The 26843-nt window shown below is 60.2% G+C and carries 22 protein-coding genes and 1 pseudogene; 14 read left to right on the top strand and 9 right to left on the bottom strand.

Going from position 1 to position 26843, the window contains the following annotated elements; genetic code table 11:
• Positions 1 to 59: 59 nt before the first annotated feature.
• Positions 60 to 443 carry a cold-shock protein gene (locus tag NQ018_RS09325; protein WP_257060573.1) on the top strand — a complete coding sequence of 128 codons (384 nt, stop codon included), beginning with the start codon at positions 60 to 62 and terminating at the stop codon, positions 441 to 443.
• 138 nt (positions 444 to 581) lie between these two features.
• On the opposite strand, the pseudogene NQ018_RS09320 reads toward NQ018_RS09325, so the two are convergent.
• Both NQ018_RS09320 and NQ018_RS09315 read right to left on the bottom strand, forming a co-directional pair.
• A pseudogene (locus NQ018_RS09320) lies at positions 582 to 1063 on the bottom strand (DUF2771 domain-containing protein).
• Positions 1064 to 1093: 30 nt separating this feature from the next.
• Positions 1094 to 1969, bottom strand: a complete 876-nt coding sequence (locus tag NQ018_RS09315; RefSeq protein ID WP_444861404.1) for a glutaminyl-peptide cyclotransferase — start codon at positions 1967 to 1969, stop codon at positions 1094 to 1096.
• Positions 1970 to 2146: 177 nt separating this feature from the next.
• On the opposite strand from NQ018_RS09315, the gene NQ018_RS09310 reads away from it, so the two are divergent.
• Together NQ018_RS09310 and NQ018_RS09305 are read left to right on the top strand one after the other, a co-directional pair.
• Positions 2147 to 2791 (top strand): DUF3027 domain-containing protein, encoded by a 645-nt coding sequence (locus tag NQ018_RS09310; RefSeq protein ID WP_373566932.1) that lies wholly within the window; start codon positions 2147 to 2149, stop codon positions 2789 to 2791.
• A gap of 197 nt (positions 2792 to 2988) precedes the next feature.
• A complete protein-coding gene (locus NQ018_RS09305; RefSeq protein WP_257060568.1) occupies positions 2989 to 4452 on the top strand; it encodes an NCS2 family permease in 1464 nt (487 codons plus the stop codon).
• A 233-nt stretch (positions 4453 to 4685) separates the two neighbouring features.
• Here NQ018_RS09305 and NQ018_RS09300 read toward each other — a convergent pair whose 3' ends face one another.
• Positions 4686 to 6152, bottom strand: coding sequence for a DHA2 family efflux MFS transporter permease subunit (locus NQ018_RS09300; RefSeq protein ID WP_257060567.1), 1467 nt, complete (start codon positions 6150 to 6152; stop codon positions 4686 to 4688).
• Positions 6153 to 6298: 146 nt separating this feature from the next.
• On the opposite strand from NQ018_RS09300, the gene NQ018_RS09295 reads away from it, so the two are divergent.
• Positions 6299 to 7138: a TrmH family RNA methyltransferase gene (locus NQ018_RS09295; RefSeq protein ID WP_257060565.1), complete on the top strand. Its 840-nt coding sequence runs from the start codon at positions 6299 to 6301 to the stop codon at positions 7136 to 7138.
• On the opposite strand, the gene NQ018_RS09290 is transcribed toward NQ018_RS09295, so the two are convergent.
• From NQ018_RS09290 to serC, 3 genes are all read right to left on the bottom strand, one after another.
• Positions 7135 to 8064 (bottom strand): DUF6928 family protein, encoded by a 930-nt coding sequence (locus NQ018_RS09290; protein ID WP_257060564.1) that lies wholly within the window; start codon positions 8062 to 8064, stop codon positions 7135 to 7137. The two genes, NQ018_RS09295 and NQ018_RS09290, sit on opposite strands and share 4 nt — an antisense overlap.
• A 32-nt stretch (positions 8065 to 8096) precedes the next feature.
• Entirely contained in the window at positions 8097 to 9356 is a 1260-nt protein-coding gene (gene sepH, locus NQ018_RS09285) for a septation protein SepH (RefSeq protein WP_257060563.1), read from the bottom strand.
• 393 nt (positions 9357 to 9749) lie between these two features.
• A complete protein-coding gene (serC, locus tag NQ018_RS09280; RefSeq protein WP_257060562.1) occupies positions 9750 to 10880 on the bottom strand; it encodes a phosphoserine transaminase in 1131 nt (376 codons plus the stop codon).
• 556 nt (positions 10881 to 11436) lie between these two features.
• On the opposite strand from serC, the gene NQ018_RS09275 reads away from it, so the two are divergent.
• Entirely contained in the window at positions 11437 to 12729 is a 1293-nt protein-coding gene (locus tag NQ018_RS09275; RefSeq protein WP_257039094.1) for a citrate synthase, read from the top strand.
• Positions 12730 to 12976: 247 nt separating this feature from the next.
• The gene (gene fkpA / locus NQ018_RS09270) at positions 12977 to 13336 is read left to right on the top strand and encodes an FKBP-type peptidyl-prolyl cis-trans isomerase FkpA (RefSeq protein WP_257039093.1); all 360 of its coding nucleotides are present in this window, start codon (positions 12977 to 12979) and stop codon (positions 13334 to 13336) included.
• A 310-nt stretch (positions 13337 to 13646) separates the two neighbouring features.
• Here fkpA and NQ018_RS09265 read toward each other — a convergent pair whose 3' ends face one another.
• Positions 13647 to 15185 carry a carboxyl transferase domain-containing protein gene (locus tag NQ018_RS09265; protein WP_257060560.1) on the bottom strand — a complete coding sequence of 513 codons (1539 nt, stop codon included), beginning with the start codon at positions 15183 to 15185 and terminating at the stop codon, positions 13647 to 13649.
• A 93-nt stretch (positions 15186 to 15278) separates the two neighbouring features.
• On the opposite strand from NQ018_RS09265, the gene NQ018_RS09260 reads away from it, so the two are divergent.
• The 5 genes from NQ018_RS09260 to NQ018_RS09240 all read left to right on the top strand — a co-directional run bounded on the left by NQ018_RS09260 (position 15279) and on the right by NQ018_RS09240 (position 20446).
• Positions 15279 to 16151, top strand: a complete 873-nt coding sequence (locus NQ018_RS09260) for an aldo/keto reductase (RefSeq protein ID WP_257060554.1) — start codon at positions 15279 to 15281, stop codon at positions 16149 to 16151.
• 1 nt (position 16152) lies between these two features.
• Entirely contained in the window at positions 16153 to 16902 is a 750-nt protein-coding gene (locus NQ018_RS09255; RefSeq protein WP_257039090.1) for an enoyl-CoA hydratase, read from the top strand.
• Positions 16903 to 17430: 528 nt separating this feature from the next.
• Positions 17431 to 17772, top strand: a complete 342-nt coding sequence (locus NQ018_RS09250) for a DUF485 domain-containing protein (RefSeq protein WP_257060552.1) — start codon at positions 17431 to 17433, stop codon at positions 17770 to 17772.
• 11 nt (positions 17773 to 17783) lie between these two features.
• Positions 17784 to 19427, top strand: a complete 1644-nt coding sequence (locus tag NQ018_RS09245; RefSeq protein WP_257060551.1) for a monocarboxylic acid transporter — start codon at positions 17784 to 17786, stop codon at positions 19425 to 19427.
• 188 nt (positions 19428 to 19615) lie between these two features.
• Complete coding sequence (locus tag NQ018_RS09240; RefSeq protein ID WP_257060549.1) at positions 19616 to 20446, top strand: hypothetical protein; 831 nt, start codon at positions 19616 to 19618, stop codon at positions 20444 to 20446.
• Between the two features lie 27 nt (positions 20447 to 20473).
• On the opposite strand, the gene NQ018_RS09235 is transcribed toward NQ018_RS09240, so the two are convergent.
• Both NQ018_RS09235 and pyrG read right to left on the bottom strand, forming a co-directional pair.
• On the bottom strand, positions 20474 to 21361 hold the full coding sequence (locus NQ018_RS09235; RefSeq protein ID WP_257060546.1) for a DUF1906 domain-containing protein: 888 nt from the start codon (positions 21359 to 21361) through the stop codon (positions 20474 to 20476).
• Between the two features lie 223 nt (positions 21362 to 21584).
• The gene (gene pyrG / locus NQ018_RS09230; RefSeq protein WP_257060543.1) at positions 21585 to 23180 is read right to left on the bottom strand and encodes a CTP synthase; all 1596 of its coding nucleotides are present in this window, start codon (positions 23178 to 23180) and stop codon (positions 21585 to 21587) included.
• A 334-nt stretch (positions 23181 to 23514) separates the two neighbouring features.
• Here pyrG and NQ018_RS09225 point away from each other — a divergent pair, with 334 nt between their 5' ends.
• The 3 genes from NQ018_RS09225 to NQ018_RS09215 all read left to right on the top strand — a co-directional run bounded on the left by NQ018_RS09225 (position 23515) and on the right by NQ018_RS09215 (position 26687).
• Positions 23515 to 24315, top strand: coding sequence for a hypothetical protein (locus NQ018_RS09225; RefSeq protein WP_257060539.1), 801 nt, complete (start codon positions 23515 to 23517; stop codon positions 24313 to 24315).
• Between the two features lie 144 nt (positions 24316 to 24459).
• Entirely contained in the window at positions 24460 to 25476 is a 1017-nt protein-coding gene (locus tag NQ018_RS09220) for a bile acid:sodium symporter family protein (protein WP_257060538.1), read from the top strand.
• Between the two features lie 809 nt (positions 25477 to 26285).
• A complete protein-coding gene (locus tag NQ018_RS09215; protein ID WP_257060535.1) occupies positions 26286 to 26687 on the top strand; it encodes a hypothetical protein in 402 nt (133 codons plus the stop codon).
• Positions 26688 to 26843 lie beyond the last annotated feature (156 nt).

Below are 26843 nucleotides of genomic sequence, written 5' to 3'. Positions count from 1 at the left end.
CGCGCCGCAGAGGGTGGGTGGCCAAACCAGCGAGTGCGAGTGGAAGAAAGGAAGAAGCTGTGCCAATTGGAAAAGTGAAGTGGTACGACGCCGAGCGCGGATTCGGGTTTGTGAGCAATCCAGGCCAAGAAGACGTGTTCGTGGGCAAGTCTGTCCTGCCGCAAGGGGTTGAGGAACTCACCCCTGGTCAGCGGATTGACTTTGACTTCGCCGCCGGGCGCAAAGGCCCGCAGGCGTTGCGGGTGACCGTCCTGGATGAGCCGAGGCGCAAGCCCAGCCACCAGTTCAGCACCGAGCAACTCCACTCGATGATTTCGGACCTCGCCACCGTGCTCGAGCAGCAGGTGCAACCGCAACTACTTAAGGGCAGGTACCCGGACCGCAAGGAAAGCCGGAAGGTCGCAGAAATTCTTCGAGCGGTAGCCCGCGAGCTGGACGTCTAGCAGTAAAGCAGCAAGCCGCAAGCAGCAAGTACAAGAAAAGCCACAGCCCTCATCCGAGGCTGTGGCTTTCGTGTTGCCTTCGCCGCAATACCGCAATACCGCAACTCGGCGACACTGCAACATAGGAGCCATACGGCGCTATTGCGCTGCGATTGACCAGGTCACGCTGTAGGGAGTTTCCTCGCCGGCTTCATTGGTGCCAATTTGCACGCTGGTTACCTCTACAACCACCAGGCGGGGACGGTGACTTCGGTTGCTTGGTTGCTGGTGTAGTAGGCCTCACTGTTTGCCGCGGGGTCGTCGTAGATTTTCAGCAGTGCCCAGTCATGGTCATAGATTTCCTTGGGCAGTGTGAGCGTCATGGTGCCGTCGGCAGGCACTGGGACCACCGGCACTTCATTTTCCGCGCATTCCACCCCGGGCTCGCACACGGAGTAGGGAGTCACCTCTACCTGTTCGGAGCCGTTGGACACGCTGATTGCAACCTCGGCAGGTTGTGGACCGGGACGGTTGTTCCACCAGTTTTGGAACAGCACGCTTGCGGTGATTACCACCACCACCGCGATGACCAGGGCCACGATCTGAATGAGGTTCTTGCGCCTTTGTGCACGACTCGCCATGAGGCCACATCCTACCCTTGCACGCTCACGCTACTCAAAGCTCACCACATACAGGTCCGGCCAACGTTTGCCGGTGAGATAAAAACGGTTCTCCTCGCCGGGGATCGCGGCGATGCCATTGAGTACATGATTGGAGTCCGGGTTGGCGTTGTTGGGCACGGTGGAGGCGTCGATCACGGCGTTCACCTGCCCCGATGTGGCGTCGATGCGCAGAATGTCCGTGCTCAGGAACACGTTTGCATACACCTGCCGCCCTTGCGGCGTGTCCACACACTCCAGCTCATTGAGCTTTGATGCTGGCGCACCCGCCAAGGTCACCGGCATCGTACCCACGGCCGCAAAGGTTGCAGGGTCGTGCAGCGTCAAGGTAGAGGTGCCGTCCGAGCGAAGCAACACGTCATCAAAGGCACACAGCCCCCAGCCTTCACCTTGCACAGGGACGCGCCCCACCTCGGCTAACGTAGTGGCGTCGCGCTTGATGGCCTCCCCGTTGCGCCAGGTGAGTTGCCATACGGTGTCGCCGCTGCGGGCAATGCCCTCACCGAATGCAGTGGGCTCCAACGGGTGAACGTCGGATTGCTGCCCCGTTGCAGGATCCAGCCGGAAGATCCGCGATTCCCCCTCCCAACCCGTGCCCACCAGCAGCGACGTCCCATCGCCCTGTGCATCCACCTCGAGACCCTGAGTGAAGGCAGTGGGGTCGAAGTCCAAGGTTTCATGGATGGTCACGCCCAGGCGCTCAATGTCAGCAGGTGCCGACGCCGCCAGCGAAGCATCCCCCTGCGCGCCAGCCGCGGGCTCCGGCTCCACGGTGGGGGAGGGACTGGAGCAAGATACAAGGAGGGCGGAGGTCAGCAGCAGGGAAGCGGTACGGGTAGCTGGTTGGGGAGTTGGCAGCGCGTTCATGCTTGGCATTCTGGCATAATATCTGGGGTGAGTTCAGGCCCTAATAATCCACCCGCGAGCAATCCACCCGCGAAGAGCGACGCCGAAACACCCCCGAAGGCTCGCTCGCGCCGGAGGAAGCGCGGCGCCTGGAAGCGTCGGGAAGCGGCCAAGCAGCGCCCTAACCCGGCGGCATCCCTGCTCACCTCAAAACGTGCAATTCACACAGCCCGCACCGCACTGGAAGCCTTGGGGGAGGGAGAGGTCGGGGCGCACATCGGCCTTGGACACATGGCCAAAAACACGGTGACGCACTGCTTCGAAGCCAGCGTGGATGGGTACGTGGGTTGGCAGTGGCACGCCGTGCTGGCCTGCGCGCCGGGGTCCACGGAAATCACCGTGTCCGAGGTGGCGCTCATGCCTGGCGGCCAAGCGCTGCAGGCCCCTGAGTGGGTGCCTTACTACCAGCGCATTCGTCCCGGTGACCTGGGTCCCGGCGACCACCTGCCACCCGCTTCTGACGACGTCCGCCTGGACGGCGAAACCCTCAGTGAAGAAGGCGCAAGGCAGGCCGCCCAGCGCTGGAGTAGCGGGGACTTGGGGCCGCATTCGGAATACGCCCAAGCAGCGGAGCAGCCCTGCGCAAGCTGCGCTTTTTACGTAGCCCTGGCCAAGCCCTTGGACGATTTCGGCGCCTGCACCAATGAATATGCCTTCGATGCGCAGGTGGTTGCGGCAGATTTTGGCTGCGGCGCGCACTCCCAAACCAAGCCCGCTGAGCTACTGGGAGCGCCTGAGCAGCAGCCCTTTGATGATGAAGCTCCAGTAGATTTTGTGCTGTAGCGGTGCTGGAACGGTGCTGCAGTGGTGTGGCAGTGGTGTGGCAGTGGGATTCGCCCGTTTGGTGCCGCAATGTGATTTTGTGCATGGGTGCCCGTAGCGTTTGAGGATTACGCGCCAAAGGTGGAAATATCTATCGCTGTGCACGGTATCTCACGCCGTGCAGGCTGAAAGTCCCTATTTCACTTTTTGGAGCGCGCATGCCTTCACAGGCTCACACACAGTCCAAGGTTGCTTCGCAGTCTTTCTTGGACCGTTATTTCCGTATTTCTGAGCGAGGATCCACTGTGGGCACGGAGATGCGTGCCGGCGTGGTGACCTTCTTCGCCATGGCCTACATCATCATCTTGAACCCGCTGATCATCGGCACGGTTGAAGACATCAACGGCAAAACCCTAGGCATCCCACAGGTGGCGGCCGCAACCGCCTTGGCCGCTGGCGTGATGACCATCGCCTTCGGTGTGATCGCCAAGTACCCCTTTGGCATTGCAACCGGTCTGGGCATCAACACCCTGGTTGCGGTGACCATGGTGAGCACTGAGGGTCTGACCTGGGAAGAGGCCATGGGCCTTGTGGTCCTTGACGGCATCATCATCGTCCTTTTGGCCGTCTCCGGCTTCCGTACCCTAGTGTTCCGCGCAATTCCGCCGGCAATGGTTTCCGCGATGAGCGTGGGCATCGGCATGTTCATCGCCTTGATCGGCCTGGTGGACGCCGGCTTTGTCCGCCGTATCCCAGACGCTGCGATGACCACGGTCCCGGTGGGATTGGGCAACGGGGGCTCGATTTCCTCCTGGCCAACCTTCGTGTTCGTCCTCGGCCTGCTTATCTGTGGCTTCATGGTGGTGCGCAACGTGCGCGGTGGCCTGTTCTTAGGCATTGTCTTGACCACCGTCATCGCCATGATTGTGGAGGCACTGACCGGTGCGGGCTCGTCGGCAGACAATCCCGCCGGCGGCTGGAGCCTTGCCGTGCCCACCCTTCCTGAGAGCTTCGGCGGTATGCCAGACCTCTCCATCGTGGGCGACATCTCCCTGTTCGGCTCCTTCGCCCGCGTAGGCGCGCTCGCGGCCACCCTGTTGCTGTTCACCCTGGTCCTGGCTAACTTCTTCGACGCCATGGGCACCATGACCGCCCTGGGTAAGCAGGCCGCGCTGGTGGACGAGCAAGGCGTGCTGCCAGACCTTAAGAAGGCACTGGTTGTAGAAGGCTTCGGTGCGATCGTTGGCGGCGGCGCTTCGGCTTCCTCCAACACTGTCTACATTGACTCCGCGGCAGGCATTGCCGACGGCGCACGCACAGGCCTGGCCAACGTAGTTACTGGCGTTCTGTTCTTGGCCGCAATGTTCCTCACTCCGCTGTACTCCGTGGTGCCAATTGAGGCCGCAGCACCTGTCCTCGTGGTAGTGGGTGCCCTGATGATCGGGCAGATCCGGGAAATCGACTTCTCCAAGTTCGAAATCGCCCTCCCAGCTTTCCTGACCATCGTGATCATGCCGTTTACTTACTCCATCGCCAACGGTGTGGGCGTGGGCTTCATCGCCTTCACCCTGCTCGCGGTGTTCGCTGGTAAGGCAAAGCAGATTCACTGGATTATGTGGCTGGTATCCGCGCTGTTCGTGGTGTACTTCGCTGCAGAGCCAATCCTGAACGCTGTTGGCTAAGGTGACTGGCTCGCGCTCTTCAGGGCGCGTGTACTTGCGGTAATTACGAAAACTGCTCCCCACGGTCTGGAACCTGATTACTCAGTTCCAGACCGTGGGGAGCAGTTTTTGTTGCTGGTGTGGGGTGCGGTTAATGGGGTGCGGTTAATGGGGTGCGGTTGGTGGGGTGGGGGCGATGCGCGTGAACAAATGCAGCCCTTCCGTACAACGCGCCCTCTCAGAAAATCTCTTAGCTAGTGCGCTTGTGGCTGAGCCCCCTGCTCGATGTGCTCGCCGGCAGCCTTCACCGGCTTGACTAGCGCAACAAGGACGGTGGCTGCAACGCAAATGCCGGTGGCGGTCCACAGTGCGGCACTCGTACCATCGCTGGTGGCCACGGCAAGCTGTGCTTCGCTGGCGCCGGATGCTTTGCTCAGGAAGTTCTGCAACACTGCCACGAGCACGGCGATGCCGGCCGCACCGCCAAGTTGCTGCAGGGTGCTGAAGGTTGCCGAGCCGTGGCTGGAGAGTTCCCGCGGGAGCACGGACAACGCGCCGGTCATCATGGGGGTGAACACCAGCGCCGCACCCAATGCGAGCACACCAAACAGTGCACCGAACACCACTGCTGGTTGGGCGAGGTCGGCGTGGGATGCCCAGGCCATTCCCCCGGCGGCGGCGGTGGCCAACGCGCCACCGGGCAGCGCCAGTGGGCGCACACCGTGGCGGTCAAACAAGCGGCCCACAAATGGGGAGGAGACTGCCTGGACCACGCCAGCCGGCATGGCAACCAGGCCGGCGGTCAGCGAGCTCAGTCCAAGAGAGTTCTGCAGGTAGATGGGCAGTACCGTGACGATGCCCAGGAACGCGCCGAACAGCAGCATGAGCACGGCAACGCTCAACGCAAAGTTGGGTTGGGTAAACACGCGGACGTCGAGCAGCGCCTGGTTGTGCTTGACCAGGGCGAGCTGACGCAGAGTGAAAAGCACTAGGGCAACTACGCCAATGCCACCGGCAAGGAGGGCCAGCCCGCCGTGGCCGGTCACGATTGCGTCGATGGAGCTCAGTGCGTACACCACGCCACCAAAACCCAATGCAGCCAGGGGGATGGAGAGGATGTCCAGGCGCTTGGTGCTGCCCAGACCCACGTTCACCATGTACTTTGCGCCCACCAATACCATGACGATGCTGATCGGCAGCATGGACCAGAAGATGGTGTGCCAGGTGGACACGTTGAGGATTGCACCGCTGATGGTTGGGCCCATTGCTGGGGCTAGGGCAATCACCACCGGGATCAAGCCCATCACTGACCCCAGTTTCTGCGGTGGCACTACGAGCATCACGGTTGTCATGAGCAGCGGCATCACCAACGCGGTGCCCGCTGCCTGGAGCACGCGGCCCAGCAGGAGCACGGCGAAGCTCGGGGCGATAGCCGCAACGAGTGTTCCTGCAATGAAGAGAGCAAACGCCGCAAAGAAGATCGCGCGGGTGGAGAAGCGCTCAATGAGGTAGCCGGTAGTGGGGATCACCACCGCAAGCACCAGAATGAATCCGGTGGTGAGCCACTGTGCGGTGGCGGCGGTGACGTTGAAGTCATCCATGATGAACGGCAGCGCGATACTCAACGTCGTCTCGTTGAGCAGCATCACTGTTGCTGCCAAAACAAGCAATACGAGCACGATCTTGCTCTCGCGCGTAAATTCCTGCGCAGGGGTATGCATGCGGGGTCTATCTCACTTTCTCAAGGAAACCTTCTTCACAGCTTTGGTGCCAACTACTCACCGCCCCGAAAACTGAGGCGCCGGCTATCTTGTAGATACGTCAATAAACTGTGAAGGTCAGAAGATACAGATTAGGCTATGCACTCATGATCTCCCACATCGAGCAGGCCGACGCCCCAGAACTTGCGGATTTCCGTGACCTCAAACACTCTGACACCCGCCCGGACCTGCCGGGCGGCAAGGGCCTTATCATCGCGGAGGGCCCGCTGGTGGTGCGGCGCCTGCTGGAGTCGCGGTGCCAGGTGCGCTCGGTGGTGGGTTTCCCCCAGAAACTGGAAAGTTTCTTAGCGCAACCTGGGGTTCCCGAGCTGTTGGAGGGCGTTGCGGTGCACACGGTGGATCGCCCGACTCTTGCGGAGGCAGCGGGTTACGACATGCACCGGGGCCTCCTGGCCTCCGCGAACCGCCCGGAACCAATGAGTGTGGCGCAGGCAATTGAGTCCGCCCGCACCGTGGCCATTCTGGAAGGAGTGGGGGACCATGAAAACATCGGCTCGATGTTCCGCAACGCCGCGGGCATGGGAGTGGACGCCATCCTCTTCGGCAACGGCTGCGCAGACCCGCTGTATCGGCGAGTGGTGCGGGTGTCCATGGGGCATGTGTTGCGCACGCCTTTTGCCCATTTTGGTGGCAAGCGCACCACTTGGCAGCGCGAGCTCGCCCAGCTCCAGGAGGCGGGTTTTCACCTGGTCTCCCTCACCCCGAACCCAGAAGTGCCACTGCTCAAAGACGCTTTGGTGGACGCCGAGGGGCGAGCGTATGAAAAGGTTGCGCTGCTTATCGGCGCGGAGGGCCCGGGGCTGACGGAGCATGCTATGCGGGCCACGGACATCCGCGCGCAGATTCCCATGGCGCCCGGCACGGATTCCCTCAACCTGGCTACCGCCGCTGCGATCGCTTTCTACGAGCGCAACCGCAGTCTCTAGTCTTTCTTACGGAACTTTCCGAGGATTCGTGCCGCCCTGCCCGCGTTCCGACGCAGCGCAGCGCCCCACCAAGCAGCGCCGCCTCGCGCGGAGCTGGCTGTGCGTCGAAACGCCCTGCCTGCGCGTTCGGCGTAGATCTTGAGTTCTTCGCTCAGGGGCTCTACTTCCACTTCGGCGAGTTCGTAGTCGTCGTAGTCGCGGAAGCCCAATTTTGCGCTCGCGGCGGCGCTGGCTTCCTGGATGCGGCGGGAGGGTTGATCCGGGCGGGCCTGGGGGTGCTTGGCAAGTTTGGGCTCAGGGCGGCCATCGGTGGCAAAGGCGGCTACCTGTACGTCGGTAGTCTCCGGGTCGAATCCCAGCCAGGCGCGCTGGGCCTCAACCATGAGGTCGAGTGGCCAAAATGGCAGGTCAATGCCCCCGGAGGGCTCGGCGCGCTCGCCTTTCCAGTACGGTGCCTCGAAAGGCTCGGGCAAGCCCTTGTCCTCGTACACGCGGCCGCGCTTGGCGCTGAACGAGCGGCGCAGGGTGTTGCCGTTGAAGTGGGCAAAACCACCCAGGCCAACGTCACGGTTTTCAGTGAACACGTACACGTCTGCCGCTGGTACCAAGGTGCGCAGCTTGGGGTCGATGGTGCTTGGTGTGGTGATGTCTTCCAGCGCAGTCTGCACAACAACCAGCCCGGGCATGCCGGAAATGTAGAACTCCTTGGCGGACACTTTCGCGGAGCGGTTCAGGGCGAACTGCCCAATCGGTGTGATGGGCAGGCGGGGATCCATTTGCGCCAACAGCTTGCGCCCGAACCCGCGGTCCGCCTTGGGGTGGGTGCGTACCACCGCTTCGGGATTGGCGGTGGTGACAAACCAGATGGTCACCACGCCGTCGTGGCGCGGTGCGGCGAAAGGGTCCAAAGGGATGCCGTTGTCCACCGATGCCTCCTATGCCTTGCTCTTGCAGGAAGTTAGTTCTTGGGGCGCTTCGTGTTGGCGCGGACCCCCAGCAGCACGTCCTCCCAATGAGGGGTGACGGCGCGGCGACGTCGTTTCGACGCCCCCCGCTCCTGCTCAGATTGCGGCTGCGCAACCTCCTGGACCAAGAAGTCCTCGCCCGCAATTTCTTGGGAGTCCGAATCGTGAGCTTCGCCCTTGGCTTCAGTTCCAGCGGGCTCAGCTTTTCCGGCAGGCCCAGCAGGACCAGCAGACTCGGCGGGCTCGGCGTTCGCTGAGGTAGGCAGGGAGGTGGTGCTTTGATCGGAGATCACCATGAGGTCGTCGCGGGTGCGCTCCATGTCTGACTCCGCGGTGCCGAAATCCAATGTGCCGGCATCGCCCTGCGGGTCAATGAGTGGATGCACCGCGAGCTTGCGGACGGGGCGCGCGAAATCTGGGTCAATCAGATCAGCGGCAATTCCGTTGCGGGCCACCGCCGTTGCCTGGTTCGCGCCGCTGCGGTGATAGGACCACTCCGCGGTGTTCTCACTGAGCCCTGCGCGCCAGGAAACACGCACCACCCACTGGCCCGAAGGGTCGCGGTAGGCATCCCACTCGGTGCTGGTCAAATCAATCCCGCGCGCGGCAAAAGCCGTGGCCAGGACCTCCCAGAGGGTCAGTGGGGCGGGGCCGTCTTCACGCACCGGCTTTGCCTGCTTGGCCATCTCCGCCAAGCGCGAACGTTCCAAAAGCACCGGGTGGGCGTAGGGCTCAATGCGTGCCTCAGTCACCCCATTTTCCTCGGCGAGCTCCGCAACCGACGCACCACCGCGAATTCGCTCCTGAATCTCTCGTGGGCGCATTGCCAGCGGCGCACTCAACCGCGGATCCATCTCCTTCGCTGGGGTGGGTTCGGCGGCGCGTGGCTTGGTCTGAGGCTGATCAGCGGAAGTCTCCGCAGCAGGGGAGCTGTTCAGGCTCACGACGTCACCCTGTGGCTCAGTGGCGTTATCGGGATCCGTGGCCGTGGTGGTGGCGTCGGAAGGCTTGTTGCCTGCCTGTTCTGTCTCTTTAGCTTCGGGCTGCTCGCCGTGGAGCAAGATGTGGCGCAACGTGTCATCTACAGCGAGGAAGAACTGCTCTTCAGTGCCTGCAGTGCCTGCAGCGTCTTCGGGAGCTCCGTTGGCCCCATCAGCCCCCGCTCTCGCTTCGCTGGCGGAATTGGAAGTGACCGTGCGAAACACCAGCGACGCCCGGTTGGACTCCTCTGGAATCAGCATCAACTCACGCATTCTGCGGCTACTCCTTTGATAGGGGTTGGGGCAAGGTTGTGGGGAACCGATGGCGGGCTTTGTGGTGTGCTCCGCGTTTTCGTGGTGTTTCCTTACGAAGCGCACACGAGTTCCTCACAAATTTTGAACTTCCCCCACTGTAGCGAATATTGGTGGTGAAACAGCGCAGCCAACGCAGCAAATGCTGTGGAGAAGTGGCCTTTTGCCAGGTTTTCCGGGCCACGCCCCGCCCAGTTGTGGCCTGTGTTTCTGCTGTGGCTTAAGGGGCTGTGGAGGAGCGGGTGGAGTGGGTGGGGGTTCGCGTTGGAGTTATTGGGCCGCATGCAAAACACCCGCCTCTGGGTGCGAAGTGCAATACAGGGGGCGGGTGCTGTTTGGTATGCCCGATAGGACTTACTTGGTGACGTAGCCGCCGTCGAGCAAGTAATCAATTGCCTTGGTGAGGGTGGCAACATCGGTGGAATCGATGGCTGGGAACATGCCGATGCGCAGTTGGTTGCGGCCCAGCTTGCGGTATGGCTCCACGTCCAGGATGCCGTTGGCTCGCAGGGCCTTGGCCAGCGCGGCTGCGTCCACGGAATCCTCGAAGTCGATCGTGCCCACAACCAGGGAGCGCTTTGCTGGGTCAGCCACGAAAGGCGTTGCCTCTGCGCGAGCTTCTGCCCAGTTGTAGAGCACCTCGGCGTTGGCGGTGGAGCGCTCCACCATGCCCTTCAGTCCGCCGTTGGCGTTCATCCACTGCACCTGGTTTTCCAGCATGATCAGGGTGCCCACAGCAGGAGTGTTGTAGGTCTGGTTCTTCCGGGAGTTATCTACGGCAGTCTTGAGATCCAGGAAGGCTGGGATGAAGCGATCGCTCGCGGCAATCTTCTCAATACGCTCGATCGCGGCGGGGCTCATGGCCGCGAGCCATAGGCCGCCGTCGGAGGCAAAGCACTTCTGTGGGGAGAAGTAGTAGACGTCAGCCTGGTCCATTTCCACAGGCAGGCCGCCTGCGCCGGAGGTGGCGTCAATCACCACGAGCGAGCCTTCCGAACCGGCAGGGCGAACCACTGGCACCATCGCGCCGGTAGAAGTCTCGTTGTGTGCCCAAGCGATCACGTCTACGTCGTCGATCGCGGTGGGTTCCGGGGCGTCACCGGCAGCGGCCTCAATCACCACTGGTTCATCCAGCCACGGCGCCTGCTTGGAGGCCTTTGCAAACTTAGAGGAAAACTCGCCGAAGGAAAGGTGCCCAGAGCGCTGCTCAATCAGCCCGAAGGTTGCTGCATCCCAAAACGCCGTTGCGCCACCGAGGGAAAGCACAATCTCGTAGCCTTCAGGCAGGTTGAACAGTTCGCTGAGGCCTTCGCGGATTGAGCCAACCACATTCTTTACGGCTGGCTGGCGGTGGGAGGTGCCCAGCAGGTTCAGCGCGCCGTCCGCAACAGCTTGCGCCTGCTCAGGGCGGACCTTGGAGGGGCCACAGCCGAACCGAGGATCAACTGGGATGAGGTTGGAAGGAAGCGTAGGGAAATCGCTCATGAAACACACTTTCTGTGCTGCTGATGGGAAACCAAAAGGTCAAAAAGGAATCTTAGCGTCACAGGGCCCGCCAGGCGAGCATGGGGAGCTTGCCGACGCGCGCCAAAGGGGCGGGAGTTGGGGGAGTCTTGGCGGCGTCGGGAAGCCTGAACTTGGCAAGCGAAACTTCGCAGCGCCATGCCTGATCGCCCAAATGGGGGTGCCTGCGGTGCTGGAACGGGGGAAAACGCCAAGCATAATCGGGGGTAATTTCTGTAGTGTCATGTGAGTCACAGACTTTGCTACACTGTGCACCATCCCACGCTGCGTGGGCACGAATAGGTCAAGAAAACGGCAGCACAGCGCCCCGCACTTGAATTGCGGTGGGGTTGTGGCGGGCGGCGTAGGTGGCGCCCGCTGGCCGAGCGAGGGCGGTGTACACCCCAAAAGGGACCGCCCTGTGCGAAGCAGTTGGCCTAAAATCTTGTACGAAATACTTGGGTGCGCTCCTTTTCTGCGGGTGGTAACTTCACGCCGCAATAGGGCGCACCGTACAAAAGAACTGAAAGGTAACGCTGTGGCTTCAGAGAACAAGGACAAGGCCGTTCTTCACTACTCCGGTGGTGAATATGAGATGGACATCATCAAGGCCACCGAAGGTAATGACGGCATCGTGCTGGACAAGCTGCTCTCTGAGACTGGCTTGGTTACCTTTGACCCCGGCTACGTGAGCACCGGCTCCACCGAATCCAAGATCACCTACATCGACGGCGACGAGGGTATCTTGCGCCACCGTGGTTACGACATCGCTGATCTGGCAGAAAATGCCACTTTCAACGAGGTTTCCTACCTGCTGATCAAGGGCAAGTTGCCAAACCAGGAAGAGCTGGAGAAGTTTAACGACGAAATCCGCCACCACACCCTCCTGGACGAGGACTTTAAGGCGCAGTTCAGCATCTTCCCGCGCAATGCCCACCCAATGAGCGTGCTCGCCTCCTCCGTGAACATCCTCTCCACCTACTACCAGGATCAGCTCGATCCTCTGGATGAGGAGCAACTGGACAAGGCCACCGTGCGCCTTCTGGCCAAGGTGCCAATGCTTGCCGCATACGCATACCGCGCTTCCAAGGGTGCGCCATACATGTACCCGGATAACAACCTGAATGCACGCGAGAACTTCCTGCGCATGATGTTCGGCTACCCAACCGAGGAATATCAGGTGGACCCTGTGGTCTCCAAGGCTCTGGACAAGCTGCTCATCCTCCACGCAGACCACGAGCAGAACTGCTCCACCTCTACCGTGCGCATGATCGGCTCCGCTCAGGCAAACATGTTCGTTGCGATCGCCGGCGGCATCAACGCACTCTCCGGTCCGCTGCACGGCGGCGCAAACCAGGCAGTGCTTGAGATGCTTGAGGAGATCGACGCCAACGGCGGCGACGCTACCGACTTCATGAACCGCGTGAAGAACAAGGAAAAGGGCGTTCGCCTCATGGGCTTCGGCCACCGCGTGTACAAGAACTACGACCCACGCGCGGCCATCGTGAAGGAGACCGCACACGAGATCCTGGAGCACCTGGGCGGCGACCCACTGCTCGACCTCGCCATGAAGCTCGAGGAGATCGCGCTGAACGACGACTACTTCGTCCAGCGCAAGCTCTACCCGAACGTGGACTTCTACACCGGCCTGATCTACCGTGCGATGGGCTTCCCAACCGACTTCTTCACCGTGCTGTTTGCCATCGGCCGCCTTCCAGGCTGGATCGCACAGTACCGTGAGCAGCTCGCCACCACCACCAAGATCAACCGTCCACGCCAGGTTTACACCGGCGAGACCTTGCGCAAGGTAACCCCACGTAGCGAGCGCTAACACAGCCAGCAATGCAGCCGAGTACAGGTGTGAGCACTAAGATGGAACACCGTACTCGGCTTCTTGCATGAACGCCCCTCATTTCGGGCCATGCCCCGCAGTATTTACAATAAGTAGGTGCAGCACGTGGCCGCGCCTGCGGATTGCTCACCGGCAATCGGCCGCACCGGCCACCGCACGCTCACCCGCAACACCCTGTTGCACAGTGAGCGGACCGAACTTCCACGAAGAAGGAGCAAAACCTCCCATGGAAAAACCACAAATTGAAATCCCACAGGGCCCGGCACCTGAAGACATCCTCATCCACGACATCGTGGTTGGCGATGGCCCAGAGGCCCAGCCAGGTGGACAGGTTGAGGTTCACTACGTAGGTGTTGACTTTGAAACTGGCCAGGAATTTGATTCTTCCTGGGACCGCGGCCAGAGCATCCAGTTCCCGCTGGCAGGCCTCATCGCTGGCTGGCAAGAAGGCATCCCAGGCATGAAGGTTGGCGGCCGCCGCCAGCTTGTCATCCCACCAGAGGCCGCTTACGGCCCAGCCGGCGGCGGTCACCCACTCGCCGGCCGCACCCTGGTGTTCGTCATTGACCTGCTGGGTGTGGAGTAACGCCTTCACCTAAGGTGCTGTGACCTCTTACTGCTCCCCGCGAGGTTGGACTGATGAATCAGATCCTGGCTCGCGGGGAGCAGTTTTTGCTCTTTGGGGGGAGTAGAGGTGGGAGTGTTGGCCGCTGCGCCCTGACCTGGGGTGACGCTTTCGCAGCGGAAGGCCAAAAGTGCCTTTGTGCAGGTTTCACCCCGGAAATGCGTGGGGTAGGCCTGACGGGGACGTCGGAATTGCTCGGGAGCAGCGTTGCCTTTCGGGGCGCTGCCTCCTCAGACCCAGCTTAAGCGACCTCCCAGAAACCCCACTATCCTCAGCGTTCGATGGCGCTGGCCAGATCCTCGTAATGGCGCATCCGCTGCTCGCGTCCAACGCGCAACGGGGCGTTCTCCAGTTCCCAAAGCGCGTGGGCAATGTGTGCGAGTACGGTATCCGCGAAGCGTTGCTCGTAGGCAACACCAGCGACGCTGCCATCGCAATCACGCGGTGGCTCGGGGATAATCGCGTCCACGATCCCAGCTTCTTGCAAAGCCTTGGCAGATACCTTTTGTTCCTCCATCATTTCCGGTGCGTGAGAGGTGTCGTGGAACATGATGGCCGAGGCGCCTTCAGGTGGCAGGGGGCTCAGCCAGGCGTTGCTGGTTGCCAGTACCTTGTCCGCGGGCAACATGGCCAGCGCGCCGCCGCCGCAGCCTTCACCCAAGAGCACGGATACGGTAGGTACATCCACGCTCACGAGTTCCTGCAGGGTGCGCGCGATCGAACCGGCAAGTCCTTGTTGCTCCGCGTGGGCGGAGAGCTCCGCCCCAGGGGTATCGATGATGGAAACCAGTGGCAGGCTCAGCTCGTGTGCCAGTTGGATTCCGCGGCGTGCAAAACGCAGCGCTTCTGGCCCGAGGAAGCTTTCCCCATGCGGGGGCTGCTGGTGGCGATCCTGCGCGATGAGCACCACGGGCCGCCCCGCGATCCGGGCGATGGCTACGGTGACCGCGGCGGAGGTGCGCCCGTCGCCAGTGCCGCTTAACGCGATGAGCTGCTGCTCGATCCTTTGCACCAAATCGCGCGTGCCGGGGCGGTCTTCGCGGCGGGTTTCCGTGATTGCCTCCCAGGCGGAGCTTGGCTCCACCGCGTTGCTCATCTGCGGCAGCTCAGGCTCGATGAATTCTTTGGGGCTGAGTACCACGTCCACGATCTTGGTCACGGCTGCGCGGAGCTGCTTGGGGGAAATGACGCCGTCGATGACACCACATTCCGCGAGGTGTTCGCCGGATTGCACGCCTTCGGGGATTGGTGTGCCCGTGGTGAGCTCCACAACGCGCGGACCGAGGAACCCCAGCAGCGCGCCGGGCTCGGCGTAGGTGAAGTGGCCGGCGGAACCCCAGGAAGCCATCACGCCGCCGGTGGTGGGGTTGCGCAGGTACACCAGGAACGGGAGGTTGGCGTCCTTATGGCGGTACACGGCAGTGGTGATGGACACCATGAGTGCAAAAGCGGGGGTACCTTCCTGCATTCTGGTGCCGCCGGAGGAAGGGGAGATGAGCAGGGGGAGTTGTTCGGCGGTGGCGCGGTGGATCGCGGCGATGATGCGCCTTGCCGTCGCGGCACCAATGGAGCCGCCCAGGAATCCGAATTCGCTGAGCACAAAGGCCACGCGGTGCCCGGTGACGGTGCCTTCGCCGGTGATAACGGCCTCGTCAACACCGGTTTTTTCGCGCGCCTTGGCCAGGGAGGCGCGGTAGGACTCACTGATGGTGCCGTATTCGGGGGCTTCGTCCCAGCTCACAAATGTGCCGGGGTCTAGTACTTTCTCAATGAGCTCGTGGGCACTGGTGTGAGTCTTCTGTTGGGTCATGTGTGCAACCTTAATTCACCTATTTGGAACCCACCCCAAGTTTTTGGGGTGGAATTGGTGCGCGTTCCCCCATTGGGGTGTTCAATAGGGGGTATGACTCAACCAACCCACCTAGCCCCAACGATCACATTGAACGACGGCCAAGCGATGCCCATCCTGGGCTTTGGCACTTGGAAGCTCCAGGGAGATGAGGCCTACCGCGCAGTGCGAAGCGCCATTGAAGTGGGCTACCGCCACATCGATACCGCCGCGATTTACGGCAATGAAGTAGAGGTGGGCCGGGCGATCAACGACGCCGTCGCAGCAGGCGACGTCACCCGCCAAGAACTCTTTGTGAACTCTAAAGTATGGAATGACATGCAGGGTGCACAGCAGGTGCAAAAGGCATTCCAGGACTCTTTGCGTGCGCTAGACCAAGAGTTTCTGGATTGCTACATGGTGCACTGGCCTTGGCCGCAGCGGGGCCTGTACCGGGAGTCCTATGCCGCCCTGGCCAACGTGCAGGGCTTTGGCCAGGTGCGCAGCATCGCGGTAGCCAACTTCAACGAGGTGCAGTTGAAGGAAATCATCGCGGAAACCGGCATCACCCCGGTGCTCAACCAGGTGGAGCTGCACCCGGGCTTCTCCCAGCAGGAGCTCCATGCCTTCCACGAGCAGGCGGGTGTGGTCACCGAGGCGTGGTCCCCACTGGGCCGCGGCGATGCCCTGAACTATCAGGCGCTTCAGGCGCCGGCGCAAAAGTACGGAAAAACCGCAGCCCAGGTGGCGCTGCGATGGATGGTGCAGCAGGGCATGTCCACGGTGCCGAAGAGCGCGAACCCAACCCGCCAGGCTGAAAACCTCAACATCTTTGACTTTGAGCTCACCGCCGAGGAAATCACAGCCATCACCGCCCTGGACAGCGCGCCGGGTGCAGGGCGCATGTATGCAGATCCAGCAACATTCCCAGGTGAACTGGAGGCCTAACATGAGCGAGCAAGCAATCAACGTAGAGCAACATGGTGCAGTGCTGGTGCTCACCTTGGCGCAGCCAGAAAAGCGCAACGCACTCTCCGCGGCGATGTGCCAGGAAATTGGCAGGGTGATCACGGAGGCAGCAAGCGGTGCCGACGCAGCCAGGGCCGTACTTATCAAGGCCGAAGGGCCGGCGTTCTGCGCAGGTGCGGACCTCGGTGGTGGGGTGTACGGGGATGATTTCCACACTTCTTTGCACGCCATGCTCCACGCTATCTTGGATTCGCCTTTGCCGGTGATCGCCAGCGTGCAAGGCCCCGCAGTGGGTGCCGGCACGCAATTGTCCTTGGCCTGCGATCTCCGCGTGGTGGGGGAGCGCGCCTGGTTTGGCGTACCCGCTGCGCAGCTTGGCTTTGCACTCGATGCGTGGACGCTCAATCGCTCCAAAGACCTGCTCGGTGGGGCAGTAGCGCGCAATGTTCTGCTTGGAATGCAAAGGGTTTCTGCCGATCAGGCGCTTGCATTGGGTTTTGCTGCTACCGCAGGTGATGACGCCGCTGCACTTGAATACGCCCAGCAAGTGGCAGCTCAAGCCCCGCTGGCCCTCAAGCAGCTCAAGAGTGTGCTCAACGCTCATGACGGCTCTTACCAATTGGATGAGAAAGGCCAGGCACTTTACGCCCAATGCTGGGCCAGTGAGGATGCCAAGGAAGCGCGCCAGGCCCGCGCAGAGAAACGCCAGCCAGTGTTTCAGGGCAAATAGGCAAGGCCGTGCGGCCTGGGCGCTGTGAGCTCAACGGCCTGATTCCGGAGGTAGTTCGGAGTCAGGCTCCTTTTATGTGGGGCGTTGGAACGAAGCCCTTTTTTGAGCACGTGATTCAAGCGTTCCCTATACATCCTTATATATAGGAATGATTCCACTTTGGCTCTTTACGCCTCCTGGGGGCAGATTGCAAGGTTTGTGAAGGCTTGAAAAGTTGTGGATCTACCATTTGCAATCTTTGCAAGTCGGTGAAGTTGGGTTCCGTTGGGGGTGGAAATAATTGATTATTTGGCCAGTTCACCGTTATACGGGGGTGATTTGTGTTCACCTGGTGTTCGTTTTGGGGGAAATTCACTTTTTTCAATTTTGTGAGGCGGGTAACTTCTCATGGCAGTAACTACGGCACGTGCCTTACAGGAACACCCAGCTCCCCTCAATGCGAGAGGGCACGAGCCACATAGATTACTCACCAGTTTTCGTTCATCCCTTTCCATCGTGGCGAACATCTTTTTCAAGGAGGGCACTCATATGAATGCACCAGCCACTCCGCGCGAACGCCGCCAACCTACGGCGCAAGAGTTCCGCGAGATGCAAACTTCTCCTCAGTTCGTAGAGCTGAAGAAGACCTACCGCAACTTCACCTTCCCAATGAGTATCGCGTTCTTTGTGTGGTACTTGGTCTACGTGTTTACGGCTACCTACGCCCCAGACTTCATGGCTCAGCCAGTATTCGGCTCCGTGAACGTGGGCGTAGTCTTCGGTTTGGCTCAGTTCATCACCACCTTCGTGATCACTTGGATTTACATCAAGTACGCAAACAAGAACATTGAGCCGCGCGCGGCCGCGATCCGTGAGCAAATGGAAGGTTAAGGAGCGAGAACATGCAAAACGTAATCCTTGCTCAAGAGAGCAGCGCCGGTAACCCGGTACTCAATATGATCGTGTTCGGCGTGTTCATCGTGGCCACCATGGCCGTGGTGTTGCGCGCGGGTAAGACCACCAAGGAAGCATCAGACTTCTACACCGGTGGTGCTTCCTTCACTGGCCGTCAGAACGGCTTGGCAATCGCGGGTGACTACCTCTCCGCAGCATCCTTCCTCGGTATTGTGGGCGCCATTGCTCTCAATGGTTACGACGGCTTCCTGTACTCCATCGGCTTCTTCGTGGCATGGCTCGTGGCCTTGCTGCTGGTGGCAGAGCCGCTGCGTAACGTCGGCCGCTTCACCATGGCAGACGTGCTTTCCTTCCGCCTCAAGCAGAAGCCAGTACGCGTTGCTGCGGCTTTCGGCACCCTGTTCGTGTCTCTGTTCTACCTGATCGCGCAAATGGCCGGCGCTGGCTCCCTTGTGTCCGTACTGCTTGACCTGCATGATCGCACCGCGCAGTCCATCGTGGTGGCAATCGTGGGCGTCATCATGATTCTCTACGTGCTGATCGGTGGCATGAAGGGCACCACCTACGTCCAGATGATCAAGGCTGTGCTCCTGGTGGGTGGCGTGACCATCATGACTCTGCTGGTGTTCGTCATGGTTCGCGGCGGCCTGTCGGACCTCTTTGATCAAGCAGTGCAAATGCACGCAAACTCCGAGTACCTGGCACAGAAGGGCTACGAGGCCACCCAGATTCTGGAGCCTGGTCTGCAGTACGGCGCGAGCGCAACCTCCAAGCTAGACTTCATCTCCCTGGGTATCTCCCTCGTGCTGGGTACCGCTGGTCTGCCACACGTGCTCATGCGCTTCTACACCGTTCCTACCGCGACTGAGGCTCGTCGTTCTGTGACCTGGGCAATCGTGCTCATCGGTGCCTTCTACCTGATGACCCTGGTGCTTGGCTTCGGTGCCGCCGCACTGGTAGGCCCGGACCGAATCATGGCTGCGCCTGGTACTGCAAACGCCGCGGCGCCGCTGCTCGCACTGGCACTGGCAGGCCCAGTGTTCATGGCCGCGATCTCCGCAGTTGCCTTTGCAACCGTGCTTGCAGTGGTTGCTGGCCTTGCTATCACCGCCTCCGCTTCCGTGGCACACGACATCTACGATGCCGTGATCCGCGACGGCCAGGCATCCGAAGAAGAGCAGGTTCGCGTCTCCCGTATCACCGTGATCGTGATCGGTGCGCTGTCCATCATCCTGGGCATCCTCGCGATGGAGCAAAACGTTGCCTTCCTGGTTTCCCTGGCATTCGCCATCGCAGCATCCGCAAACCTGCCGACCATCCTGTACTCCCTCTACTGGAAGCGCTTCAACACTGCAGGCGCTGTGGCCTCCATGTACGCAGGCCTGGGTGCAGCGCTCATCCTGATCATTTTCTCCCCAGCAGTTTCCGGCACGCCTACCTCCATGCTGCCGAACGTGGACTTTGCCTTCTTCCCACTGAAGAGCCCAGGCATTGTCTCCATCCCGCTGGCGTTCCTCGCAGGTGCAGTGTTCACCTTCCTTGGCAAGCCAGACAACCTCGATGACCTGCAGGCAGAGATGGAAGTTCGCTCCCTCACGGGTGTGGGTGTAGAGGCCGCAGTGGATCACTAAGCCCTCTTGGGTCTTATCCAACTCCAGAACCGTTTCAGACGGTCAACTAAATAATGACCGCAGCCACGGACATTTCCGTACAGTGAGTGACCCTCACTCAGCAGGAAATGCAACGAGCTGAAACTGGTGAGCCCGGTGTTAAATGTTCAGCGTTGAATATTTGGCACCGGGCGCTAGTATTAGTAGCCATGATAAAAAGCCCTGCGCGCGGGGAAGATCAGCGTCAAGGCGGTAGCAAGTTCAGGTGGCGTTACCTGCCGATCCTTGCCTCACTCGTATCACTGGGTGCAATCGGCGCCATCCCGTTCGTCGCCGGACAACTCGAACAGCAACCCGCAACAGAGTTGCCTTCCGCAACCGCTGCGGCGGTGACGACGTCTCCAAGCATCACCCCCTTCGCGCAGGCGCCGGCGCTGAAGAAACGCACTATCGACGCTGAGGCGGCACAAGCCACCTACCTGAACTTGGCAACGGGGGAGCACCGCGGCACCTATTCCGAGCGTTTCGCCCGCCCCGCGCTGAGTCTCTCTAAGCTGTACATCGCGGACTATGTGTTGAAAAAGGGCACCAAGGCGCAGCGCGAGCAGGCGCTGGTGATGCTCAAAAATTCCGATGACGCCATTGCAGAAACCCTCTTCAACGCCTACCCGAATTCGATTACGGAAACCGCCAAAACCTACGGGCTTGCCTCGACGTTCTCTGAAGGGCGTTGGGGCTACTCTTACACTTCCTCGTTTGATGCGGTGAAGTACCTGGCCACCGTTATTGAGAAGGAGCCGTCCTCGCCCATTTTGGAGGCGCTTTCACAGGCGTACCCGAAGGCCGCCGACGGCACGCGCCAGAACTTTGGCACTGCCGTCATGGAGGGCGTGCAGGGTACCAAGTGGGGCTGGTCGGACGATAAAACCCTGCACTCTTCCGTGAGCTTTGGGCAACAGGACGGCCAGTGGTTCGTGGTGGCCGCCGCAGTAAGCGGTAGCGCCGCGGAGCTTACTGAGTTTGTGCAGGCGCAGCTCTAAGCCTGTGCGCCTGCGGATGTTGCGCTTCTATAGGAAGCGGTTCGCCAGGTTTACCGCAGCCTGAATCTGCTGGTCGCTGATGCTTGGAAGGCTGGAGCCCGCCGGTATTCCAGGAAGGTTCAGGATGCTTGGTGCTGCTGGCGCTGCCGCTTCCGGTGCCGCGGGAGCGGGCGCGGGGGAGGGGGCCACCTGGCCAGGGGTCCACTGGCCCCAATCCTGCGCGTAGACGTTGTTGACGTCCACTTCTACGCCGGCGATGGTGGCCTTGTAGCCAGCCTTTTGGTGGATGGTGGTGCGAGGGTGGATCTTGCCGTTGGAGCCCCAGTCGTGCTGCCAGAAGAAGGAGCCCAGGCCGTCCTTGATGGCCCAGTCGATCACATTGTAGTTGCCGTAAATACCAAGAATCAGGCCGGCACTCTCCAGGCGCTGCTTGAATCGCTGCAGGTAGGGGCGGATCTGGTTGGCGTATTGGTTCCAGGTGGGGTTGTCGTCAATCGCCACATAAATCGGGCGGTTGTTTGGGCCGCCGGCAGCGCGGTGGATGCGAATGGCCTCAGGTGCGTGGCGATCAGCACCAGCCGCACCTTGCAGCCAGTCAGCGGTCTCAGCGCGGCCAAACTGATATACGGAAGCAATCTTCAAACCGGCACCCGACTGCGCGCGCGTCTCCGCCAAGGTCACAGGCTTGCCGAGCATCCAAGACTCCGCGCCCGGCCGCCGCTCAGAAACGTAGCGTACCGAACCTAGGTGGCCCGCAGCCTTAATCGCGCCCGCATTCGGCACGCCCGCGGCATAGTCCACCACGGTGCCCAAAATTGGGCCGAGGGCATGCGCAGCCAGGGGCTTTCCGACGGCCAACGCCGCCACGGAGGCAGCGCCAACCTGCAACAGACGGCGGCGGGTGAAAGTGGTCATGAATGCTCCTCAAAGCTTGTGAATTGGCGGCAGGGAAAAACTCCGCCGCAGATCGGGGTAATCACAGGAGTATATTTCTGCAACAGATACAACTTGTGTCACATTATTCCCACCCTCAGCGTGGGAGGCAAGTGCACGAGCGAAACCTGCCGCCTGCAGCGCGCAAGAAAAACGCACCCAGGGGTGGGACCTGGGCGCGTCGGAAAGCGTGAAACAGTGCTGCTTAGCCTGCCTTTTGCGCGAGGGCTGCCTGAACCAAGCCAACGAACAGCGGGTGGGCGCGGAATGGGCGGGAGCGGAACTCGGGGTGGGCCTGAGTGGCCACAAAGAATGGGCTGGCGGGGGCTTCCACAAACTCCACCAGGCTGCCGTCGGGACTGGTGCCGCTGATGATCAAACCACCGTTCTGGATGGCCTCGGTGAAAGCCTGGTTTACCTCGTAGCGGTGGCGGTGGCGCTCCACCACCTGCTCGCTGCCGTAAACCTCCGCGGTTTTGGAACCTGGGGTGAGAACGGCGGGGAAGTCGCCAAGACGCAAGGTGCCGCCGGTAGACTCCAGCCCATCCTGTCCCTCCATCAGGTAGATCACGTTTTGGTCCTGGTCAGGCGTGAATTCGGAGCTATTCGCGTGCTCCAACCCGCCGCGCCGGGCAGCGGCAATCACCGCGGCCTGCATGCCTAAGCACAGGCCTAGATAAGGCTTCTGGTGATCCAGCGCGAAGGTGGCTGCAGCGATCTTGCCCTCTACGCCGCGGGCGCCAAAACCGCCGGGCACGAGCACGCCATCCGCCTTGGCCAGGGGACTCTTTGTGCTGGTGTCCAAGTGCTCGGCGTCCAGCCATTCGATGTTGAGCTTGGTATTTTCCTGCCAGGCCGCGGCCTTGAGGGCCTCCACCACAGAGAGGTAGGCATCCTCATTTTCCAAATACTTGGCCACCACGGCGATGGAGATTTCCGTACTTGGAGTGGAAAGCTGGCGCTGCACCAGGTCCTCCCACTTGTCCATCGCGGGGGCATTGGTGTGGCCAGTGAACTCATCGAGGAGGCCCTTGAGTGGGCTTTGGGCCACGCGGGTGGGGATGCGGAACACGCTGTCCACGTTTGGCATGAGCAGCACCGCTTCCGGCGCCACACCGCCGAACAGGGCGATCTTGCTGGCTACTGATTCCGGCGCTGGGTTCTCACTGCGCACAATCACCGCGTCCGGCACGATGCCAAAACCGCGGAGGTCACTGAGCGCATTCTGCGCGGGCTTGGTTTTAAATTCCTTGCTGGTCTCGATGAACGGCACATACACCACGTGCACAAACATGCAGTGCTTGCGGCCCACCTTGCCGGAAAACTCGCGGATGGCTTCGATGAAGCTCAGGCCTTCGTAATCTCCCACGGTGCCGCCGATTTCCACAATGTGGACGTCATTTCCCTGACCTGCCGCAACGATGGCGTCCTGAATGGCGCCGGTGAGGTGGGGGACAAGCTGCACCGTCTTGCCGCCAAAGCCGCCTGCGCGTTCCTTTTGCAATAGCTCTAGCATGAGCCGGCCGGAAAGGGTGGCGTTAGCCTGGGTGAGTTCGATGTCCAAGAAGCGCTCGTAGTGGCCAAGGTCCAGGTCCGTCTCGGCGCCATCTTTGGTAACAAAGCACTCGCCGTGCTCACGGGGATTGAGTAGGCCCGCGTCCACGTTGAGGTATGGGTCGCACTTCTGGATGGAAACGCTCAAGCCCTGAGCCTGCAGCACCGCGCCGATGCTTGCTGCCGTGATCCCTTTGCCCACTCCGGAAAGGACGCCGCCGGTGACAAAAATGTACTTGGTATCCATACTCTCAGGGATCGCCTTTCTCTTACAGCGGGCCGCACTCTCCAACCCGGAGCAACGCCAGCTCGAATCAACCTTTGGGATTATACGCCCTGAGCACGGGTTTCGGCATATGTGGAGGTGAGGCTAGGAAAATTGGTTGGTTGATAGGTAATTAGGTTCGGTTGGGTGGGGCGGGGCGTGGTGTTGAGCTTTTGGCGGGCGGGGGATGCCCCTAAACCGCTGTGATGAATGAGACCGAATTTCAGAGCACATTGGCCTTCCAGCGGTGGAACAACAGGCAGATAATCGTTGGTAGGAAAAAGGCACCCTCCCTGCATTTCTTTGGCCTTTGCTTATGGCGAATGCCGAGCACTGTTGCGTTGATGCGCACACGCATTGCACCGTGTGTTTTCAGGTTTTTCTGAACGCGGAATTGGTAGGAAGGGCCCTTCTGTTGAGCCATCGCCACAAGGAATTGGCGATGAAGAAGGAGGGTATGCGATGCACCAAGGTGTATAAAACATTCGCGAAAATATTTGGGATTTTGTGCCTCGTGGTGGGAATTGGGGCACTTTCAGGGGGTCTGTTTGCAGGCAACTTCATTGAAAAACAGCTCAGCGCTCAAGGGATTACCATGCCCACCGAAGAAGCGCTCACCGCTCAATTAGAAAAGGGCCGCCTCACGCAAGAGGATGTGGACGCGCTTATGCCGTATCAGGGCCAAACGATGACGAACGGCTGGCAAGCGCACGCATTTTCTGACCACTACATCGCCGCCCACATTAAAGCTACCGCGGCACAGCTAGGCTACCCCGATGCGACCTATGCCACCGTCGGTAGTGAGTTTGAAAAAGTGCGGAGCGCGCTCGTGGAAGATCTTCAGGCCCGAAATAGCGAGGCCGACGCCACCACCTTGGAAAACATGGCCGATGCGGAAATTGCAAACCCGCTCACCGAATACCCAAATGCTCAGAAAGCCGCTGAATTGAAGTCCCTGCGCTATGACACCTTCCTTGACGGCAGCACGCTGCGAGGCATGTTGCTCAATGCCTACGGTTGGGGCATCGTTGGCACCATTGCTCTGTGGGCTGGTATTGCCCTGATTGTTGCTGGCGCGCTGCTTGCAGTGTGGGGTTTTGTGCCTGCCAAGAAGTAGTGCCAAGCATTGGACTGACATTCAATTCATTTGATTCTTCACCCCGGGTTTGGAGAAGAACTCGGGGTGAAACCATTTTCACTGTCATTTTTCGGAGCCGGGTGAAAATGCTTTTGCGGTGGGCCAAGGTGTAAATTTTTCCCCATGTCTGAACACCCACATGCTCAAGAAGCAGCTGCAGCCACCGCAGCATTGAAGGCCAAGCAGGATAGGGCGGCATTTATTGCTGCCCTGGGATTTCCCATCTTGGTCATTATCGGCGGCATTATCGGATACACCGCACCAGATGCAGTGACCTCCATCAGTAGCTGGGTGACCCCGCTGCTCGGCGTCATTATGTTCGGCATGGGCCTCACGCTGAAGCCAATCGACTTTGCCCTCGTGGCTAAGCGCCCGCTTCCAGTGCTGATCGGCGTGGTGGCGCAATATGTGATCATGCCGCTGACCGCCGTACTGGTGGTGTGGCTGATGCGCCTTCCTGCGGAGATCGCTGCCGGCGTGATCCTCGTGGGCTGCTCCCCAGGTGGTACAAGCTCCAATGTGGTGAGCTACCTCTGCCGTGGTGATGTTGCACTCTCCGTGACCATGACCTCCATCTCCACGCTCCTTGCGCCAATTCTGACTCCGCTGCTCACCCTGTGGCTCGCTGGCCAGTACATGGAGGTTTCTGCCAGCGCGATGGCGCTTTCCATTGTGAAGGTGGTGTTGGTGCCCGTGATTGCCGGTCTGCTGGTGGGCATGGTGTTGCCGAAGCTGGTCCAGGCGGTGCAGCCGGTATTGCCGTGGATTTCCGTGCTTGCGATTTCCACCATCGTGGCGATCGTCGTCGGCGGCAGCCGCGACAACATCGCCGCAGCGGGTGCGCTGGTGCTGGGTGCCGTGATTCTCCACAACTGCATTGGTTACGCGCTCGGCTATCTGACCGGCAAACTTACTGGCCAAACAGTGCCCGTGCGCCGCACCCTGGCCGTTGAGGTTGGCATGCAGAACTCCGGTTTGGCAACCTCTCTTGCTACTGCGTACCTGAATCCTTTGGCTGCGCTGCCGGGTGCTGTGTTCTCCGTGTGGCACAACCTCTCCGGCGCGGTGCTCGCAGCCCTGTGCCGTGCGGCCGATAACCGCCAACTCGCTCGCAATGAGCACGAGGTGAAGGTGGGGTAGAGCCCGTTTAGTTGCGCCGATGCAATGCGTATTGTCACGTGTTTGCATCGGCTTTTCTTTTGCGCTGCGGTAGTGGGAAGGCAAACTGTTGGTCTGACTTATCGACGGCGGGCAGGCGCTTGATTGGGGCAAAAGGGTGGGCAGAACGAAGGTTGGCGCCAAGATTCTGGTGTGAACGGATTCAGAGCGCCTTGTTTTCGGAGAGGGATTGCTCGGTGCAGGCCTGCACCAAGCTTTTGTAAGCGCCCAGTGCGTGCTGGCGGGATTTTGTAAGTCTACGATCTGCTCGCATGCACCGAAACCCGGCAGTAAGGAACCCCATGAGGGTGTTGGTAATTCTTGAATCGATCGGGCCGCAGGATTCCGCTTATTGCGAGACTCCCTGGCGGTGTTGGCTACACCTGCCCTGAAGAAGCACAGGATGTTGGTTGGCGAAATTGAGAGACAGGGGATCCGCCAAAGTTCTTGACTGTGCGTGGTAAATCAAAGAAGTCTGATAGGGACTTGGTGAAGTACAAAAATAGGGCGATGCCTGACCGCGCACGAGGCTTTGTTGCTAACAGTTGGGACAGTGTCAGTGGGCACATACTCGTATGGGAAAAGAAGGGAAATCGAATAGGTTTTCACGATCCACAAAATGGTGAAATTAACATAGTTCCTTCTAAGTACCTGGATGGATATATTGAGGAGATAGACGGTAAGCCAAGGAAAAGGAGAGGAATTATGCCCGGTTCCTTAACTGCTGTGTGCATTGACGATTGCGATCCTATGAGCGGCGTGTTAGACGTGATCGGAGGTGAGTTAGGACAGTGGCGATAACATTAAAGCAGGCGATTGATGCTGCAGTAGCATGCGTTGGTGGTATCGAAAGGCTCGAAGGGTTTATTAAGTATGGCCCGCTGACCGAGGGATACGCCAGGATGTATGAATTTGAAAAGAAGCCGCTGATGAAAACGCCTGGTCTCGGGGATGTCCATGTTGTGCTCATTGATGAACGAACAGGGAAAAATATGGCAAGTAGCTCCTTTCCTGGGATTGCAGAGGGGGACTATGAGGTCATTGATTTCGATGGGAATGTGATCCGTAGTCGCGAAGAGGTTCAGGCAGCTTGGGAGGCGGAGGAAAAGAGGCAGGCGGAGTTGGAAGCCCAGGCTGAAGCTGAGGAGGATGAGACCTTGGAAGTGGTTCCTGTGGAGTGGAATCTTCCGTAAGTAAAACTCACATGATGAGTTTCCATGAAGGGGGGTGTTCCTATATAGGTTGTCAACTCTGTGGGTGAGATTGTTGGGGGTGTGAAGGGCTTCTGTTTTACTTCGGCGATGTTGTTTTCGGGCATGCTGAGGGGCCGATTGGGCTTCCTGCGCAAT

The organism is Corynebacterium kozikiae (assembly GCF_024580965.1).
In the GTDB taxonomy this organism is placed as follows: Bacteria; Actinomycetota; Actinomycetes; order Mycobacteriales; family Mycobacteriaceae; genus Corynebacterium; species Corynebacterium kozikiae.
This window is presented reverse-complemented; position numbering and strand designations above follow the sequence as displayed.